Origin of the sequence: uncultured Gilvimarinus sp., assembly GCF_963975215.1 — a bacterium.
GTDB lineage: Bacteria > Pseudomonadota > Gammaproteobacteria > Pseudomonadales > Cellvibrionaceae > Gilvimarinus.
In genome coordinates this window covers 42,867-60,669 of sequence record NZ_CAXBFW010000020.1, presented here as the reverse complement: position 1 = coordinate 60,669, position 17,803 = coordinate 42,867, and the positions used below count along the sequence as shown (strand labels likewise).

The 17,803-nt window shown below is 57.1% G+C and carries 15 protein-coding genes; 10 read left to right on the top strand and 5 right to left on the bottom strand.

From position 1 onward, the window contains the following. Positions 1-140: 140 nt before the first annotated feature. The 5 genes from AAC019_RS13000 (at position 141) to AAC019_RS12980 (ending at position 4,739) form a co-directional block, all read left to right on the top strand. Positions 141-1,349 carry a type III PLP-dependent enzyme gene (locus tag AAC019_RS13000; RefSeq protein ID WP_339899404.1) on the top strand — a complete coding sequence of 403 codons (1,209 nt, stop codon included), beginning with the start codon at positions 141-143 and terminating at the stop codon, positions 1,347-1,349. 100 nt (positions 1,350-1,449) lie between these two features. After that, entirely contained in the window at positions 1,450-2,115 is a 666-nt protein-coding gene (gene ung, locus AAC019_RS12995; protein ID WP_339899411.1) for a uracil-DNA glycosylase, read from the top strand. A gap of 111 nt (positions 2,116-2,226) precedes the next feature. Next, a complete protein-coding gene (locus AAC019_RS12990) occupies positions 2,227-3,126 on the top strand; it encodes a dienelactone hydrolase family protein (RefSeq protein WP_339899403.1) in 900 nt (299 codons plus the stop codon). 17 nt (positions 3,127-3,143) lie between these two features. Further along, on the top strand, positions 3,144-3,719 hold the full coding sequence (locus AAC019_RS12985; RefSeq protein WP_339899402.1) for a DUF6151 family protein: 576 nt from the start codon (positions 3,144-3,146) through the stop codon (positions 3,717-3,719). A 63-nt stretch (positions 3,720-3,782) separates the two neighbouring features. Beyond that, the gene (locus tag AAC019_RS12980) at positions 3,783-4,739 is read left to right on the top strand and encodes a DUF4862 family protein (RefSeq protein WP_339899401.1); all 957 of its coding nucleotides are present in this window, start codon (positions 3,783-3,785) and stop codon (positions 4,737-4,739) included. Positions 4,740-4,817: 78 nt separating this feature from the next. Here the strand turns inward: AAC019_RS12980 and AAC019_RS12975 are convergent, their stop codons facing one another. The 4 genes from AAC019_RS12975 to AAC019_RS12960 form a co-directional block, all read right to left on the bottom strand. Continuing rightward, positions 4,818-5,654 (bottom strand): HDOD domain-containing protein, encoded by an 837-nt coding sequence (locus AAC019_RS12975; protein WP_339899400.1) that lies wholly within the window; start codon positions 5,652-5,654, stop codon positions 4,818-4,820. 80 nt (positions 5,655-5,734) lie between these two features. Continuing rightward, positions 5,735-6,778 (bottom strand): hypothetical protein, encoded by a 1,044-nt coding sequence (locus AAC019_RS12970; RefSeq protein WP_339899399.1) that lies wholly within the window; start codon positions 6,776-6,778, stop codon positions 5,735-5,737. Positions 6,779-6,911: 133 nt separating this feature from the next. After that, a complete protein-coding gene (gene argF / locus AAC019_RS12965) occupies positions 6,912-7,847 on the bottom strand; it encodes an ornithine carbamoyltransferase (RefSeq protein WP_339899398.1) in 936 nt (311 codons plus the stop codon). A gap of 23 nt (positions 7,848-7,870) precedes the next feature. Beyond that, positions 7,871-9,031: an aspartate aminotransferase family protein gene (locus AAC019_RS12960; RefSeq protein WP_339899397.1), complete on the bottom strand. Its 1,161-nt coding sequence runs from the start codon at positions 9,029-9,031 to the stop codon at positions 7,871-7,873. 264 nt (positions 9,032-9,295) lie between these two features. Between AAC019_RS12960 and AAC019_RS12955 the strand changes: the two genes are divergently transcribed. The 4 genes from AAC019_RS12955 (at position 9,296) to grxD (ending at position 16,208) form a co-directional block, all read left to right on the top strand. Further along, complete coding sequence (locus AAC019_RS12955) at positions 9,296-10,852, top strand: hydantoinase B/oxoprolinase family protein (protein WP_339899396.1); 1,557 nt, start codon at positions 9,296-9,298, stop codon at positions 10,850-10,852. Further along, positions 10,852-13,308, top strand: coding sequence for an ATP-dependent helicase HrpB (gene hrpB / locus AAC019_RS12950; RefSeq protein ID WP_339899395.1), 2,457 nt, complete (start codon positions 10,852-10,854; stop codon positions 13,306-13,308). The genes AAC019_RS12955 and hrpB overlap by 1 nt, the downstream gene beginning before the upstream one ends. Positions 13,309-13,334: 26 nt before the next feature. Further along, positions 13,335-15,401, top strand: coding sequence for a TonB-dependent receptor (locus AAC019_RS12945; RefSeq protein ID WP_339899394.1), 2,067 nt, complete (start codon positions 13,335-13,337; stop codon positions 15,399-15,401). 477 nt (positions 15,402-15,878) lie between these two features. Continuing rightward, positions 15,879-16,208: a Grx4 family monothiol glutaredoxin gene (gene grxD / locus AAC019_RS12940; protein ID WP_339899393.1), complete on the top strand. Its 330-nt coding sequence runs from the start codon at positions 15,879-15,881 to the stop codon at positions 16,206-16,208. Between the two features lie 79 nt (positions 16,209-16,287). On the opposite strand, the gene AAC019_RS12935 is transcribed toward grxD, so the two are convergent. Next, positions 16,288-16,638, bottom strand: coding sequence for a hypothetical protein (locus AAC019_RS12935; protein ID WP_339899392.1), 351 nt, complete (start codon positions 16,636-16,638; stop codon positions 16,288-16,290). A gap of 197 nt (positions 16,639-16,835) precedes the next feature. On the opposite strand from AAC019_RS12935, the gene lpxL reads away from it, so the two are divergent. Next, a complete protein-coding gene (gene lpxL, locus AAC019_RS12930) occupies positions 16,836-17,795 on the top strand; it encodes an LpxL/LpxP family Kdo(2)-lipid IV(A) lauroyl/palmitoleoyl acyltransferase (protein WP_339899391.1) in 960 nt (319 codons plus the stop codon). Positions 17,796-17,803: the final 8 nt, after the last annotated feature.

The window sequence follows — 17,803 nt, the reverse complement described above, 5'->3', positions numbered from 1 at the left end:
AGCGTATTGCTGGTTTTAGCCGTTTAATGCGCGCGAATTTGGAGCCGCCAGCAAGTGCGGCTCTGACGGTTTTGGGGTGGTCCGCTGCGGTGGGCTGCCCCTTCTTTTTTGCCGCTACAAAAAAGCCCTGGAGGCAAGTTATGAACGATTTTGATGGCGTTACCCACATTGAGGATTACTACAGTGCCGAGACGTTTGCGCGTATTAAGGCGTTTGCCGATAAGCGCGAGACGCCTTTTGTCGCCATCGACTTGCCGACCATTGCCAATGCCTACGACGAACTGGTGGGCGAGTTTAGCTACGCCGACGTTTACTACGCCGTTAAGGCCAACCCGGCGGTTGATATTTTAACGCTGCTGCGCGATCGTGGAGCTAACTTTGATATTGCTTCGCGCTACGAGCTGGACAAAGTCATGGCGCTGGACGTGCCAGCCGAACGCATCAGCTATGGCAACACCATTAAAAAAGCTAAAGACGTGCGCTACTTTTACGAGCGCGGTGTGCGTTTGTTTGCCACCGACTCGGAGACCGACCTCGAATCGATCGCCCGCGAAGCGCCCGGCTCGAAAGTGTATGTACGGGTGTTAACCGAGGGTACGCTCACGGCCGATTGGCCGCTGTCGCGCAAGTTTGGTTGCGAAACCGAGATGGCCATGGAGCTGTTAATTCAGGCCCGTGAGCTGGGTCTTGAGCCCTACGGTGTGTCGTTTCATGTGGGCTCGCAGCAGCGCGAAATTGGCGCTTGGGATGCGGCGCTTGCCAAAGTAAAAGTGATTTTTGATCGGCTGCGCGACGAGCAGGATATTGTGTTGCAGATGATCAACATGGGCGGTGGGTTTCCGGCTAATTACATTAGTCGTACCAACGATTTGGCCACCTACGCCGAAGAGATTACCCGCTTTTTACAAGAGGATTTTGGCAGCGAGTTTCCGCGTATTATTATCGAGCCGGGCCGCTCGTTGATTGCCAACGCCGGTGTGATGGTCAGTGAGGTGGTGTTGATTTCCCGCAAGTCACGCACCGCGCTTAGCCGTTGGGTGTTTGTGGATGTGGGTAAGTTCTCGGGCTTGATTGAGACGCTGGATGAATCGATTAAGTACCCGGTGTACACCGAAAAAACCGGCGAGCAAGAAGGCTGTGTGTTGGCAGGGCCTACCTGCGATAGCGCGGACATTATGTACGAGCACTTTAAATACCCGCTGCCGTTGTCGTTAACCGAAGGCGACCGCTTGTACTGGTTGTCGACCGGCGCTTATACCACCAGTTACAGCGCGGTAGAGTTTAATGGGTTTCCGCCATTGGCGGAGTATTGTATTGGGCACGAGGCATTGACCCCCGCGGCTAAATAGGTACATGCCGGGCGCGGCCTTGCTGTCGCGCTTGCGCAATATTTGCTACATTGCCACGCACAATGGAAACCGGGAGCGTGCAGTGGAGCCAAAAAGTAATATTCAGTTAGAGTCAGGCTGGCTGGCCGAGTTGAGCGCTGAGTTCGATCAGCCTTACATGGTCGAGCTAAAAAGCTTTTTAAAGGCGCAAAAGCAGGCGGGTAAAGTCATTTACCCGCCTGCAGCGCAAATGTTTAATGCCTTTAACAGTACCCCGTTTGATCAAGTCAAAGTCGTTATCTTGGGGCAAGACCCTTACCATGGTCCGGGTCAGGCTCACGGTTTGAGCTTCTCGGTACCCGAAGGCCTGCGCATCCCCCCGTCACTGCAAAATATCTTTAAAGAGATCGAGCGCGACCTGGGCATCCCCCGGCCAAATCATGGCAATTTAACCCAGTGGGCCGAGCAGGGTGTGTTGCTGCTAAACGCGACCTTAAGTGTCGAGCAAGCGAGCGCTGGCTCCCATCAAAAGCGCGGCTGGGAGTTGTTTACCGACCGGGCGATTGAAGCGCTTAACCGCGACCGTGAAGGTATCGTCTTTATGTTGTGGGGCAGCTACGCGCAAAAGAAAGGCCGTTTGATCGATACCGACAAACACCTGGTGCTTAAATCCGTTCATCCGTCTCCGCTCTCGGCCCATCGCGGGTTTTTAGGCTGTGGCCACTTTAGTCAGGCCAATAAATACTTGCAGGCGAACGGGCAGCAACCGATTGATTGGGCATTGTAGTGCTTTTCTTGTAAATCCTCTTAGCCTACACAATAATCAAAGGCCATTAAGCCTTGAGTTGTTACCGCTATAGGGCCGTTCGTGTTTTTGGCAATATCTTGAGGAGTGAGAATGAACCACAAGCCTGATCATCTAGCAGCGAAAATTCCCCAAGAAGCGTTTGACTGGTACGACGAGTACGCCCACGGTGGAATGGACCGGCGCACCTTTATGCGCAAGTTAAGTGGCTTAGTGGCGCTTGGTTATTCAATGTCGGTTCTAACGTCGGCGCTAATGCCCAATTATGCGCTGGCCGAGCAAGTGTCATTTAACGATCCGGATATTGTCGCCAGTTATGAGACGTTTGATTCTCCCGCCGGCTACGGCACCGGGCAGGGGTATTTGGTTAAGCCGGTATCCGATGCCAGCCATTATCCAGCGGTGTTGGTGATTCACGAAAACCGCGGTTTAAACCCTTATATAAAAGATGTGGCGCGGCGCTTAGCAAAAGCCGGGTTTTTGGCGTTTGCCCCCGATGCGCTGTACCCGGTAGGCGGCTACCCAGGCAACGATGATGAGGGGCGGGCGCTGCAGCGCGAGCTAGACAAGGCAAAACTGCAGAATGACTTTGTGGCGGCGGCCAACTACGTAAAGTCTCACCCGCTTAGCAACGGCAAGTTGGGGGCCGTGGGCTTTTGCTTTGGCGGTTATATGGTGAATTATCTGGCGGCTGTCGATAGTGAGTTACTCGCGGCAGGCGTGCCGTTTTATGGCACGCCTGGGCCTAAAGCGTTGCGCAACAATATTAAGGCGCCCTTGCTGATTCACTTGGGCGAGCTGGATGAGCGGGTCAATAATACCTGGCCAGAGTATGAGCAAGACCTAAAAGAGAATAACGTTGAGTATCAGATGTTTATGTACCAGGGGGCTCACCACGGTTTTCACAATGACTCGACCAGCCGGTTTGATAAAGCCAGTGCCGAGCTCGCCTGGCGGCGCACTCTGGCATTTCTGAAAGAAACGTTAGCTTAAAAAATAAAGGACTCGTTATGGTCAGTAAGGTGGCGTTAGCCTGCGCGTGTGGCGCGGTAAAAGGTGAGCTTGATGTTGTGGCCGGGGATTATTTTCATGTGCATTGTTTGTGCTGCGATTGTCAGCGCTACGCCAGGCACCTGGGTAACGAGGCGGCGATGTTAGATGAGTATGGCGCTACGGAGCTGTTTCAGACCTATCCGGCCTATATGAAAATAACCCAGGGGCACGAGTATATTCAGGCTGTGCAGCTTACGCCCAAGGGTATTTATCGTTGGCATACCCGTTGTTGTCAGATGCCAGTGGCCAACACGGTTAAATCGGCCGGTGTGCCGTTTGTCGGGGTCTCGGTAACCTTTATGCAATTTGCCAATGAGCAAGAAACGTTAACGGCGCTTGGGCCAGTTACCCTAAAAGCCTTTGGCAAATACGCTAAAGGCAATATACCGGAGGATGCGCATCCGAGGTTTCCAGTGTCGTTTATGCCAAAAATACTCGGCTTTATGATCAAAGGAAGGTTAACCGGCAAGCATAAACCATCCCCGTTTTTTAATGCTACAAACCCGGTGGCGCCGGTGCGTACGCTGTATTAAGCCGCCCGCTGCGGGCGCTCTGTGGCCGTTGGCCACTGTAATGGATTCATCAGGAGAGTCACCATGTCTTATTTTGTCGGCGCTTACGCCTCGTCTCCGTGCACCTCGGGTTGGGACCCGGAATTGGAGTCGAGCTATTATCGCCAACTAAAAGCCTGTCATTATATTAAAGGGCTAGAGCACCCGTTTTTGGGCGAAACCCTGCACAATCATGACGACCAATGGTTTTTAGACAATATCGACCCCAACTGGCGTTTTGTGTTTACCTGCGTACCCGGCACTATGGCGGCTATGGGTAAAAATCCAGAGTTTGGTATCGCCTCGGACGACGAAGCCGGCCGCGCCCGGGCGCTGGCGTTTTTTGAAAAAGCCTGTGACGCTATTGCTAAATTAAATGCCCACGCAGGCCGTCAGGTGGTGCAGGCCATCGAGGTGCAAACCGCGCCCAACCGCAGCAAATCCAAGTCGTCGGCGGCGTCACTGCAAGAGTCGCTAGAAGCCATGCTTAGCTGGGATTGGCAGGGCGCCCGCATCGTGATTGAGCACTGCGACACCTATGTCGAAGGCCAAACTCCGGCCAAAGGCTTTTTAACCATAACCGAAGAGATTGAAGCTGTGCGTGCGATCAATAACAAGCTAAGTGCTAATGTCGGGGTTGTGGTTAACTGGGGCCGCTCGGTCATTGAGACTCGCTCTGAAACTGGCGCGATCGAGCATATTAAACAGGCTAAAGAGGCCGGTGTGTTAGCCGGTGTGATGTTCTCTGGGGTAACCGATCAGGACACGCCTTACGGTACCTGGGCCGATACCCACATGCCTGCGGCTAAATCTGCCGCCGCCAGCATTGGCGCCGATGGATCGTTAATGACCGAAGCGCACATTCACCAATGTATTGCCGCGGCGGGCGGTAAAGCGTTGCCGATAGTGGGGGTAAAAATTGGGATTAGGCCAAAAGACGAAACGGTTGCCAATCGCGTTGCTTACAATCAGGCGGTACTGGATATGATCGAACGCGCTTAATGCCTTAGGTAGGCTGCAGGCCTATAAAAAAGCCAGAGCAAACAGCTCTGGCTTTTTTGTGCGCGCTAAAGCGAAAGTTTACTGTAAAAATTCCATGGCCGCTTCCATCTCGGCTGATAAATCTTCCGCCTCGGCCATTTGCATATCCGGGTCCATTCCCAGACGGCTAAAAGCCGTTACCGAGTGGTAATCGACTTTACCCAGGGCGGTGTCGCTGCCCAGGTGACTTTGCAGCATGGCGACTGTAACAATGTCAGTGTAATCGGCCCTGGGCGCTTCGCGATCAAATTTCATGTGTTGGGTGGGCACTTTAATCAGCTCCGCGGGAAAGTCCCAGGATTTTAGAATCAAATCGCCGATAGGCCCCTGCAGCTGATTGATGACGGTATCCAGGGTGAAGCTGTCTTTCAGTAAATACTCGTGCTCTTCGGCGTACGTCAGAATTGGCAATACACCGATCTTGTGCACCAGACCGGCGAGGGTGGCTTGATCGGGGCGCAGGTTGGTGTAGTGGCGGCACAGTACGTGGCTGATACCGGCGATCTCGCTGGAGCGCGTCCAGCTGTCACGCATGCGCTTGTCGACCATGTCGGAGGTGGCCTGAAACATCTGCTGCATGGCAAGGCCGGTGGCAATGTTGCAGGTGTATTCCATGCCGAGCCGTGACAACGCCATTTTTAAATCGTCGATAGCGCGGTTGCCGCGCAGCAGCGGGCTGTTGGCAACGCGCACGATACGCGCCGAGAGGGCCGCGTCAGAGCCGATCACATCGGCCAGCTGGTTTAAGTCGGCCTCTGGGTCTTCGGCTACTTCACGCACGCGCAATGCGGCCTCGGGCAGTGTTGGCAGTACCAGTTTGTCTGTTTTAATAGCGGTAATAATGTCCTGACGGACGGTATCTACAACTTGGCTCATGGATAGTCCTGTTGGTGTCTCTGCGCGTTTGTTATTCGCGTTTTGTGGCCCGAAGCGCGCCGGCGGCGCTTAGCACTCACTTATGGGGCATTGTCCGATGTTGGCAGGGGGTAGGGCAAGCTCATTCGCTCTACTTTGCTGACCGGCTGTCCCTCCTCGCCGCCGGCAAGGTGCAGCTCGGTGTCGGTGTCATCGGGGATCACGGCGAGCGCCTCCCAGCTAGCGGGGCCAGAGGGCGCTAAATTTACCAGCGCACCGCGTCGGGTGCCGGCAGTGTCCACCACCGCCGCGGCAAGGGTTGGCTCGGCGCCGCTGAGGCTAATGTGCGCCATGTGCTTTTTAAGTTTGCCTTTGTAGTGCAGGCGGGCCACTACCTCCTGGCCGGTGTAGCAGCCTTTTTTAAAGCTTACCGCGCCGATCAATGGGTAGTGCAGCTCGTGGGGGCTAAACTCGCCAGCGTTGGCGGCGGTGATTTCGGCCCAGCCGGCGCGGATGTCGGCCAGCCGCCACGAGTCGCTGCCGGCGAGCTGGCAGCCGCTCGCCAGCTGTTGCCAAAGTGATTGGGCCTGTTCATCGTGCACCCACAGCTCGTACCGCTGCGGCTCTAAGCGCAGGGCAATGATGTTATCGCAGGTTTTCATTTGGCCCACCTCTATGGTGGGCAGGTCCGTCGCGGCACGGATCAGCTCGCAAGCGCGTGGGCCAAAGAGGCCCAGCCGGCGCCAGCTGTTACTGACATCGCTGATGCTAACCTTAGAAAATACGGCGTATTTTTGCAGGCTTTGCGCCAACGCCTCTGTCAGGCTGGCGTGGCAGCGCAGTAGTATTTGCTCTGGCTCGGGTTGAGCCAGCACAAAGCTTGCCTCCATACGGCCCTTTAAATTGCACTGGGCGCCGAGCTTCCAGTGTCCGTCGGCCAACTCGCGAACATCGGTTGTAATTTGGCCCTGCAAAAACTTGGCGGCGTCTGGTCCGTTAAAGGCGAGCAGCCCAAGGTGTCCGAGTTCGGTCAGGCAGGTAGCCGGATTGGCAGTAGTTGGCGCATCGTCGGGGGTAAAACGGATGCCACCGCTGTCGCTGCGGGTAGCCCCCTGAGTGTCGAGAAAGTCTTGCCAGTTGCTCATAAATCTCTCGCTGTTGTGCTGATCGGCGGGTGCTTTGGGCGCCCGGTTAACCGCTGCCCATCATAGAACTGTGCCAAGGCTAAAGGAAGGGGCCGCCAACGCCGAGTGCGTGGCGGCGGGGTTTGCTGCGAACTTATTGCGTTAGCAGAAACTCGATCAGTGCTTTTTGTGCGTGCAGGCGGTTCTCGGCTTCTTGCCACACGGGGGAGTCGGGCGCGTCGAGCAAGTCGGCGCTGACCTCTTTACCGCGGTACGCCGGTAGGCAGTGCATAAACAGCGCATCCGAGGCCGCGTGACTCATTAACTCGCCATTAACCTGATAGTCGGCAAAGGCGCGCTCGCGCAATTGTTTTTCCTCTTCCTGCCCCATAGAGGCCCAGGTGTCGGTTACCACAAGGTCGGCACCCTTAACCGCTTCGGTCGGGGTGGCGCACACTTTAACGCGGGCGTTGGCGCTGTTTATACGCTCGGCGGTGGGACCAAAACCTTCCGGTGTGGCAATGCGCAGTTCAAAGTCGCACAGGCGTGCAGCGTTGATATAAGAGTTGCACATGTTGTTGCCGTCGCCCACCCAGGCCACACTTTTGCCCTGCATAGAGCCGCGCAACTCGACAAAGGTTTGGATGTCTGCCAGTAGTTGGCAGGGGTGGTAGTCGTCGGTTAGCGCATTGATAACCGGTACCCGTGAGAACTCGGCAAAGCGCTCGATGATGTCGTGACCAAAGGTGCGAATCATGACGATGTCTACCATGCGCGACAGCACTCGGGCGGAATCCTCAATGGGTTCGCCGCGGCCAAGCTGAGTGTCGCGCGAGGACAAAAACAGCGCGTGTCCGCCCAGTTGCGCCATGCCTGTCTCAAACGAGACGCGCGTTCGGGTCGATGACTTTTCAAAAATCATCCCCATGACTTTGCGCTCAAGCAGTGGCTTAGAGGTGCCGTTGTAAACCTCGGCCTTGAGCTCGATGGCCCTTGCGATAATGCTGCTTAACTCTTCCGCGCTAATATCGTTTAGCGTTAAAAAGTGCCGGGTTTTTTTGCCGTTTTTTGGTGCGCTAACTGCAACCATAAATATGCCTTAACAATCTTAATTTAAAGTGCTTCGACCAGAGCGATAATACCGTTCACCAGCTCATCGGTTTCTTCATCTGTCATCACAAAGGTGGGCAATAACCGTATGGTATTGCCGGCGGTGACGTTAATCAGCAAGCCAAGCTCGCGCGCTTTGGCCACAAGCCCGGGGCAGGGCTCACTCAGTTCGATGCCAATCATTAAACCGTGGCCACGAATCTCGACCACTTGCTCCAGCTCGCCAATGCTTTGCGCCAGCGTGGCGCGAATTTGTTCGCCGCGCTCGGCCACCTGATCGAGCATGTTGCGATCGAGCGCATCGACCACCGCGCACGCGGCGTGACACGCCAGTGGGTTGCCACCAAAGGTGGAACCGTGGTTGCCGGGGCCGAACACCTCAGACGCTTTGCCGTAGGTTAAGCAGGCGCCAATGGGTACGCCGTTGCCCAGCCCTTTGGCTGTGGTGACCACGTCGGGTTTAATGCCGTTGTGCTGGTAGGCAAAGTACTGCCCGGTGCGGCCGTTACCGGTTTGAATTTCATCCAGCATTAACAACCACTCGTGCCGGTCGCACAGCTCGCGCAACTTGTTTAAGTAATCGCTGGCCGGCACCCGAACACCGCCTTCGCCCTGTACGGGCTCAACCAGAACGGCCACAATGTTTTTGTGCTCGGCGGCTAATACCTCGATGGCGGCAACGTCGTTAAACGGCGCGCGCACAAAGCCCGGCAGCAAAGGGGCAAAACCTTCTTGTACTTTGCTGTTGCCGGTGGCGGTTAAGGTGGCCATGGTGCGGCCGTGAAAGGCGCTGTTCATCACCACCACGGTGGGGTTTTCGATGCCTTTATCGTTGCCGTATTTGCGCGCCAGCTTAATGGCTGCTTCGTTGGCCTCGGCACCGGAGTTAGAGAAAAACACTTTTTCCATCCCGGACGCCTGACACAGTTTGTCGGCCAGTTCGCGCTGGGGCGGAATATTGTATAAGTTGGATACGTGCAGCAGCGTGCCCGCTTGCTCGGTAATGGCGCGGGTAACGGCGGGGTGCGAGTGCCCAAGGCCACAGACCGCGATGCCACTGATGCCATCGATGTAGCTGTTGCCTGCATCGTCCCACACTCGGCTGCCTTCACCCTTTACCAGGGTTAAGGTCCGTTCGCCGTAGGTGTTCATCAATGTAGACATTTGTTTTTCTCCAAAAACAGTGCCGCCCGAGCCTGGTTTTAAGGCTCTGGAGGAGGCAAATCAGGGATTCATCCAAGAGTGTGTCATGCGGTTTGCGCGCAGTTTGCGCCGGGTGGCGCCAGAACGTGGCAAAAACCAAACAGCCGATACTATAGCGAAACGCACGCCTTGGCAAATAGCCGCCTTTGGGCCGACGCCGTGCGACGGTAATGGTAAACTCGCGGCTTTGCGGGAACCCTAAGTGAATTTGAGTTTGAGCTTTTCATGAATGCGATAGAGCTGAGTGTTTTTGCCAGCCGAATGGCCGCCATCTGTGATGAGATGGGCGCGGTGCTTAAGTGCGCGGCGTTTTCGCCCAATATTAAAGATCGGTTGGATTTTTCCTGCGCGCTGTTTGATGCCGAGGGCTTGCTGAGCGCCCAGGCGGCACATATCCCTGTGCATCTGGGCAGTATGGCCTACGCCATGGCCGATATTGTCGGCGCGGCCGAGTGGCGCGAGGGCGATATGCTGGTGGTAAATGACCCTTACTTAGGTGGCACTCACCTACCCGATGTTACGGTGATCGCCCCGGTTTTTAGCGCCGGCACGCTGCTGGGGTTTGTGGCTAACCGGGCGCATCATGCCAATATTGGCGCCGTGAGCCCGGGCTCGATGCCGATCTCGCGCCGTTTAGAGGAGGAGGGCGAAGTCATTGCCCCAACGCTGTTGGTGGATAATGGCGTACCAGTAGAGGCCGTGCTGGCAAGGTTATGTGGCACCGAGCCCGGTGCGACTCACACCATACAGGCGCGCGGTGATTTTGCCGCGCAAATCAGTGCCTGCCGGGTGGGTGTCGAGCGCTTGCAGGCGCATATAAAGGTGCTAGGCGTGGCCGCGTATCGCACGGCACTGGCCGAGCTAAATGATTACGCCGAGCGCCTGGCCCGGGCCGCGCTTGGGGATATTCCCGACGGTTGCTATCACTTTACCGATTATATGGATGACGATGGGCTGGGGCAGCAGAACATTGCTATTGCGGTGGCTGTGACCGTTACCGCGGGTGTCGTTGCTGTGGACTTCGCGGGCACCGCAGCACAGGTGCCGGGCAACATCAACTGCCCGCTATCGGTGGCCGCTGCAGCGGCCTTTTATGCCCTGCGCTGTTTAATGCCCGAGCAAACGCCCGCCTGCGCCGGTACCTTTAGGCCTATTAGCATTAGCGCCCCGGAGGGCAGCTTGGTCAATGCACGTCGGCCAGCGGCGGTTGCCGCCGGCAATGTGGAAACCTCTACCCGGATGGTGGATGCCCTGCTCGGTGCGCTGGCTCAGGCGTTGCCCGAGCGTATCCCGGCGGCCAGCAGCGGCTCGATGAATAATATCGCCATGGGGGCTAACGCCACCCGTGACCGCGAGCGCTGGGATTACTACGAAACCAACGGCGGCGGCATGGGTGCCGGCGCGCACGGTGGCGGTTGGTCCGGGGTGCAAACCCATATGACGAACACACTCAATACGCCCATCGAGAGCCTGGAGAAACACTACCCGCTGCGGGTTACCCGCTATCAGTTGCGCACCGGCTCGGGTGGGGCGGGGGTGCGCGCCGGAGGCGAGGGGTTGATTCGCGAGTACGAATTTTTAGCGCCGGCACAGGTCACCTTGCTTACCGAGCGGCGCAAATACGCCCCGTGGGGTCTGGCCGGTGGCGAGGCCGGCATCTGCGGAGAAAACCGTTTAAACAATCAGCTATTGCCGGCCAAAGTTGAGCTGCAGGTTCAGCCCGGCGATCGTCTGAGTTTGGCCAGCGCGGGTGGCGGCGGCTGGGGTAAGTTGCCCGGCTGATGCGTATTCAATACCCAGAGTTACCACTGAGTGAGTTGCGCGACGCCTTTGACGCCGCACTTAAAAGTCACGGTACCCTGTTGCTTGAGGCCGAGCCCGGTGCCGGTAAATCGACCTTGGCGCCCCTGTGGGCGCTAGAGCAAACGGATGCTCAAGTGTGGTTGATTCAGCCCCGGGTGTTGCCTGCCATTACCTTGGCGCGACGTTTGGCGGCCCTGCTGGGTGAAGAGGTCGGTCAAACCGTAGGTTATCAGGTGGCTTTTGATCGCCAGCGCTCGAGCGCCACGCGCTTGCTGCTGATGACGCCGGGTATTTTATTGCAGCGATTGCTGGCTGATCCCGAGCTAAAGGGTGTGGCTGTGGTGATGCTGGATGAAATTCACGAGCGCTCGGTCGAGCAGGATACCGCCTGGGCGCTGCTGCAAGAGGCGGCCATTTTGCGTGACCAGCTGCAGCTGGTGCTCATGTCTGCCACCCCCGATGCGGCATTGCGCGAGCAAGTGGATACCTCTTTGTACTCGGCGGGGCGGTGTTTTCCGGTGGCGCTCAGTTATTGCCCGCCGCGTGAGGGTAGCCCGCGTGGCGAACCATTAGCGGAGCATTTATTACGCGCGCTGGGTACGCAACACGATTGGCGTGCGCGTACCGTGTTGGTGTTTTTACCCGGCTGGCGAGCGATCAACGATTGTCGCGCAGCACTTAATGCGGCACACCCCAATCACTCTATTTTTTGTTTGCATAGCCGGGTCGCGCAAAAAGAGCAGCTGGATGCGCTCGATGTAACGCGCGGGCCTCGGATTATTTTGGCTACCAACATTGCCGAGACCTCGCTCACTATTGCCGATGTGACTCTGGTGGTGGATTCGGGGCTTGCCCGCGAGCCGGTGTATGAGCAGCGCACCGGCGTTACCCGGCTAGAGACGCGGCGTATTTCTCGCGCCAGTGCCGAGCAGCGCCGCGGCCGCGCCGGCCGGGTCCAGGCGGGTGATTGTATTCGCCTGTGGGCGGAATCAGAGGCGCTTGCGCCGCAGGCTCTGCCGGAAATTCGCCGTACCGACTATTTACCTTTGGCATTGCGGTTGGCTCACTGGGGGACGCCAGCGGCGCAGTTGCCGTGGCTGGAGCCGCCGGGCGCGCTGGCGCTGGATCATGCCGTGCAGCATTTAACGCGCTGGCAATTACTGGATGCCAATGGCGGCATAACGGCCTTGGGAGAACGGGTGGCCGCACTCGGCACCCATCCGCGTATTGCGGCGCTGTTACTACAGCTCGATAGCGCCGGGGCGGAGTCCCTAAGCGATTATCCGTGGCTGTTATTGTTGGCGCTTGCGCTGCACTTTGATTTGCCCGTAGAGGCGAGCCTCGAGCAGTGGCTCGGCAATGCAGCCCGGGAGTATCGCCATAACGCCCAGTGGCGCAAGCTTGCTAAGCGCTGGCAACAAGCGTTGGGTGTAACGGTGACACCGGCACCGGAGGTAAACCATTTGTCGCCCGAGCTTGCCGGCACCTTGGCCCAGGTATTTGTCGATCGCATCGCCCACCGACGGGAGTCGGGGCGTTATCGTATTAACTCGGGTATTAGTGTTCAGCTGGGCGATGTGGGCGAGTGGGCGCTGGTGTTCCAAGTAATGGCGCGAGGGCGTGAACAGCTTGGGGTTGGGCTGGCAGTGAACTTAAGCCCGGCGCAGGTACGGCAGTTGGCCAGCGCCGAGTCTAGTTTAGAGCAGCTTGGTAGCGGCAAACGCCGGCGCTGGGTGGAGCGCACCCGTTACCGCGTGGGCGGGCAGTTGGTGGATGAAACCGAAAGGGGGCTATCCGACGCCGAGGTGCCCCAGGCGATTTTGCAGTTTATACGCAGCCAGGGCTTAGCCGAGGTTAGCTGGCCGCCGGCGGCTCTCAGCTTGTTACTGCGTGCGCGCTTACTAAAAGCACAGGGCGTTGTAGAGTTGCCGGAGATGTCGGAGGCGGCGTTACTGGACAGCCTAGAGTTGTGGTTGGGCAGTTTTTTGAATGCCGACTCCAGCTTGCACGAGTTGCCGTTATTACAGGCTTTGCAGTTTTATGTAGGGTTTGATGGCGCGCGCGAGGTCAGCCGCTGGCTGCCCGAGACGCTTGAGCTGCCCAGTGGCCGAACCTTGCGGGTGGATTATCTTGGCGGTCACTCGGCCGCCGAGTGGCTGCGCGAAGAGGTGCTATGTGAGCCGCGTATCGCCGCCAAGTTACAGGAGTTTTTTGGCGCGCAAACGTTTACCCTGCCAGCGCCCGGTGTCAGCTTAGTGATTGAGCTGCTTTCGCCCGCGGGCAGGCCGCTGGCGATTACCCGCGATCTCGCCTATTTTTGGCGCGATGTTTACCCCGAGGTTAGGCGTGAAGTGCGCGGTCGCTACGCCAAACATCCGTGGCCCGAAGACCCGCTAACCCATCAGGCAACGGCGCTGGTTAAGCGCCGCTTGTAACTTCTTGTTTATCTAATGTGAAAAGCTTGGACGATTTAATGATTTGCGATGACCCCCGTAAAGCCGGTTGTTTTTTTGTGCTGTTACTGGCCGGTATTTGCCCCTCGGTATTTGCCGTTGATACTGGTGCCGAACCCGCGAGTAGGCTGCAAGAGACGGTGGTGGTAACGGCTAATCGCGAGCCCGGGCGCTGGTACGATGCCGCAGCCGCTGTTGATGTGGTGGCTGTGAGTGAGCAAATGCCGGGGTTTCGTTTTGACAGTGCCGAGCTGTTGGCCGGCTTGCCCGGGGTGCAGGCCGATAGCCGCGCCAACTTTGCCCAGGATACCCGCATCACCTTGCGTGGCTTTGGCGCGCGCTCGGCGTTTGGGGTGCGCGGCATTAATTTACGCATCGATGGCGTGCCTTTAACCATGCCTGATGGTCAGAGCCAGACCTCGAGTATCGCCCTTGGGGCTATTGATCGGGTCGAGGTGCTGCGCGGCCCCATGGCGAGCTTGTACGGCAATGCCGCCGGCGGCACGATTGCTTTTTACAGTGTTCGCCCGGAAGAGAGCGAGCTAACGGCCACGCTGGCCGGCGGCGATGCCAAACAGCGGCGCTACCAGCTGCAAGGGCAGTGGGCCGGCGAGCGCGCGGGTGCCCGGGTGTTGCTCAGCCAGTTTAGTACCGATGGCTTTCGCGACCACTCCAGTGCCGAGCGCAATCAGTTGGCGGGGCAGTGGTACTACCAAACCGAAAGTGAGGTGGATTTGCTCGCGCGGGTCGATATAAGTCGTGACCCGGAAACCTTAGACCCACAGGGCTTAACCTATCAGCAGTGGCAGGAGGATGATACGCAAGTCCACCCGGAGGCGGCGCTGTTTAATCCGCGCAAATCCATAGCGCATGCTCAGGCCTCTCTCGGCGCGCGCCAGCAAACCTCTTGGGGCAGTTGGCAGGCCACCGGCTGGATGGGTGAGCGCGAGATCGAGCAGTATTTAAGTTTTCCCGGTGATGACGAAAACGGCAGCGGCGCTGTGATTGATTTACAGCGCGAGTTTGGCGGTGCCAATTTTCGTGTGGCGCGCCAGCTGGCAACGCTCGAGCTGTCGGCCGGGGTAGAGTTGGGGCAAATGCGCGATCGACGTAAAGGCTTTGTTAACGTGCGAGGCGAGCCGGGCGCACTAAAACGCGACGAGGTGGGCGAAGTGCAAAGTCGCGATGTGTATACCGCGCTGCTGTGGCAGCCTGACCCGCGCTGGACTCTGCAGGGTGGGGCACGCTACAACACGGTGGCGTTTGACGTTAATGATTATTTTATTCGGGGTGGCAACCCCGATGACTCGGGCTCGCTGGAGTTTTCTGAGCCAAGTCTGGCGCTGGGCGGTAGTTACGGTGACGGCCCCTGGCGCTTGTTTGCCAGCGTCGGCTCGGGTTTTGAGACGCCAACCTTGACCGAGATGGCGTATCGCAACGAGGGTACCGGCCTGAATAACGATTTGCAGCCCTCCCATAATCGGCAGGCCGAGTTTGGTTGGCGCATCGAGGCCCGCGAGTTAAGCGCCAGCATTGCCGGTTTTGTGGTGCGCAGTCGCGATGAGCTGGTGGTGGATCAGTCTGCCGGTGGCCGCACCACCTATCGCAACGGAGCCAAAACCGAGCGGGAAGGGCTGGAGGGGCAGTTGAGTTGGCAGTTGGCAAGCCAGTGGCAGTGGCGCCTGGGTGGCACCTTAATGAGCGCCGAGTACAGTGCTGGCCCCTACGCCGGTTTGCGCTTGCCGGGGGTCGCGCGTGAGAACCTTTACAGTCAGCTCGCATGGCAGGCTGATGCTGTACCTTTGCAATTAACTCTGGCCACTCAGTATCGGGGCGATGTGGCCAGCTCGGACGACAACAGTGAAATCGTACCCGGCGCGCTCACCTGGGATTTGGCGGCTCGCTCGGAGCACTCTCTGGGGCGCAGTCTTATCGCTTTATGGTTTAAGGTTAGCAATTTGACCGATAAAAAATACGCCGGCTCGGTAATCGTTAACCAAAGTCGCGGCAGAACCATTGAGCCGGCGCCGGGTCGGCAGCTGGATGTGGGGGTGAGTGTGCGTTATCGCTGGTAGCGCTGTCACCGGTGATGATTTGGGGGAGTGCCCAATAAAGTGGCATTTTACACAGTTAAAATACAATAAATTAGCCATAAAGTGGCAAATTGTTGTCACTTTGGGATCCCATTTACCCGCGACTTGAGTTATGATAGGCCACTGTTTGGTGGGTTTGCTGTAACAGGCTTTATCAGTTTCCCCTCCTTGTTAGTCGATGTGAAGTTGATGCTGCCAGCCTTGGTTTGTGTAAAGCTAGGCCGCTTAGATTTGATGCATTAGCGTCAGGTGTGTTTGGATCGAATGCCGCGCTGCGGTAGAATGGCCGGCTTAAACATTTATCTGGCTGTACTAAATTTCGGTTTATCTCGATTTTGTAGGTTCTGAGCTTGAAGCAGTTGGTGTTAGCCGCTGTGGTGCTTAAGGCCTTCACTATCCACCCAGTCCGACGGGCTTTATGTGTCGCGGACAGATCTAAATGAGGCAATGATTAGCATTATGGATGTACTGGATACCATCAAACAGCAGCTTTCTGAAAACCCGGTTATTTTGTACATGAAGGGCTCGCCAAATGCCCCTCAGTGTGGGTTTTCGCAGCGTACCTCGCAGGCGGTAATGGGGTGCGGTAAACGCTTTGCATACGTGGATATCTTGGCAAACCAAGACCTTCGCGAAGCTCTGAAGCAGTACGCCAATTGGCCAACTTATCCGCAGCTGTGGGTAAAGGGCGAGTTGGTAGGCGGTTGCGATATCGTAGCCGAGATGTATGAGAATGGTGAACTTCAAGCGTTAATTGACGCCGCGGTACCCGCCGATTCTTCAGATTGATTCATGCTCCTGTTGGGGCAGTTCTCGCTTGCGGGGGCTGCCCATTTCTTTTTCTGTCCCCCGCATTTCTCTGTTGCCGTTATAGCTTTCCCGAGCTTTGTAGGTACCACCACAGCAAGCCAAGCCCAATGGCGCCTATCACGCTGATTCCAATCAGTATCATGCCGAGTGTCCGGTGCGGCGCCTCAACCACTTCTACCTCGCCGTCAGTGCGCAGCCAGTGTGCCATCCAGGCGGTGTTTTTGGATTTTAGCAGGCGGATTTCTTGCTCTTTTAGGGCGCGTATCTGGGCTTCGTATTCGCGCCACTGTTCGCCCTCGGATGCTTCGCGCAGGCGATATAGCTCGTCGAGTTTGCGGGTCATCTCGGCGTGAGTTTTGTCGAGCCTGGCGCTTAATTCGGTTAGTCGTTTGTCGGCTTTGGGGTCCAAAGTGTGGTCTCGTTGCTGTTGTTGTGAGTGGTTATGGCCTTTATAGCTTGCGCCACTGTGCACCTGTGTTTGCTGAAATACCCTAACAGATTGCAATAGATTAATCACAAGATGTGACGGCTCTTGTTATAATCGCGCCACATTATTATGGCTTTATATTAACGGTTGCGGGTAAGCCGCGATAGGGTGGTTAGGCAATGACGCAAGAAGCGTACGATGCGCGAACAAGTTTAAAAGGTTATGGGCATCCGCGGTACTGGATTACCTGGTTGGCGCTGGGCCTGTTTGTGCTGGTGGCGCATTTGCCGTGGGTGGTGTCGCGCAAGCTTGGCGAGTGGTTGGGTGCCTTGTTGTTTCACCTTGCCAGCTCGCGCCGCGAGATCGCGCGGGTCAATGTCAAGCTGTGTTTTCCCGAGTTGTCCGAGCCCGAGCAAGAGCGCCTGGTGCGCGATATTTTGCGTAACGTGGGGCTAAGTTTTGTCGAGACGGCCATCGCCCTGTGGGGCCCCGATCAAAAATTTAAAAATTGCTATACCCTTAAAGGGCTGGATATTTTGCACCGCCTGCAAAACGAGGGGCGGGGCGTGCTGCTGCTAGGGGGGCATTACTCTACGCTGGATGTGGCAGGCCGGATTATGGGGCTGAACATCGAGTGTGACATGATCTACCGGGTGGATCGCAATCCGCTGTTGGCGGCGGCTATGGCTCGCGCTCGCGAGACTTACTCGGGGGTCACCATTCCGCGCGACGAGGTGCGCCAGCTGGTTAAAAATTTACGTAAAGGTCACCGTATTTGGTATGCACCCGATCAGGACTACGGTGTGCAAAATACCGTGTTTGCCCCGTTTTTTGGTATTCAGGCGGCTACCGTGACGGCGACGGCGCGCATGGCGCAAATGGGGCGGGCGGCTGTGGTGCCGTTTGAGCATTACCGCGATGCTCAGGGGGTGTATCACGTCGAGCTTAAAGAGCCGCTGGAGAACTTCCCCTGCGGGGATGATGTGGCTGATGCCAGTGCGGTTAATGCTGTGGTGGAGTCGGTCGTGCAGCGTCACCCCGAGCAGTATTTGTGGGTGCATCGACGATTTAAGACCCGGCCGGAGGGTGAGGCCTCGCCTTATCCGCCGCGTCGCAAGAAGTCTCGGAGTAAGAAATAAGCCGCGTA

What these genes read in the sequence shown, in the direction of transcription:
- AAC019_RS13000 (WP_339899404.1), top strand. Translation starts at nt 141, where the DNA reads ATGAACGATTTTGATGGCGTTACCCACATTGAGGATTACTACAGTGCC.
- AAC019_RS12990 (WP_339899403.1), top strand. Translation starts at nt 2,227, where the DNA reads ATGAACCACAAGCCTGATCATCTAGCAGCGAAAATTCCCCAAGAAGCG.
- AAC019_RS12985 (WP_339899402.1), top strand. Translation starts at nt 3,144, where the DNA reads ATGGTCAGTAAGGTGGCGTTAGCCTGCGCGTGTGGCGCGGTAAAAGGT.
- AAC019_RS12980 (WP_339899401.1), top strand. Translation starts at nt 3,783, where the DNA reads ATGTCTTATTTTGTCGGCGCTTACGCCTCGTCTCCGTGCACCTCGGGT.
- AAC019_RS12975 (WP_339899400.1), bottom strand. Translation starts at nt 5,654, where the DNA reads ATGAGCCAAGTTGTAGATACCGTCCGTCAGGACATTATTACCGCTATT.
- AAC019_RS12970 (WP_339899399.1), bottom strand. Translation starts at nt 6,778, where the DNA reads ATGAGCAACTGGCAAGACTTTCTCGACACTCAGGGGGCTACCCGCAGC.
- argF (WP_339899398.1), bottom strand. Translation starts at nt 7,847, where the DNA reads ATGGTTGCAGTTAGCGCACCAAAAAACGGCAAAAAAACCCGGCACTTT.
- AAC019_RS12960 (WP_339899397.1), bottom strand. Translation starts at nt 9,031, where the DNA reads ATGTCTACATTGATGAACACCTACGGCGAACGGACCTTAACCCTGGTA.
- AAC019_RS12955 (WP_339899396.1), top strand. Translation starts at nt 9,296, where the DNA reads ATGAATGCGATAGAGCTGAGTGTTTTTGCCAGCCGAATGGCCGCCATC.
- hrpB (WP_339899395.1), top strand. Translation starts at nt 10,852, where the DNA reads ATGCGTATTCAATACCCAGAGTTACCACTGAGTGAGTTGCGCGACGCC.
- grxD (WP_339899393.1), top strand. Translation starts at nt 15,879, where the DNA reads ATGGATGTACTGGATACCATCAAACAGCAGCTTTCTGAAAACCCGGTT.
- lpxL (WP_339899391.1), top strand. Translation starts at nt 16,836, where the DNA reads ATGACGCAAGAAGCGTACGATGCGCGAACAAGTTTAAAAGGTTATGGG.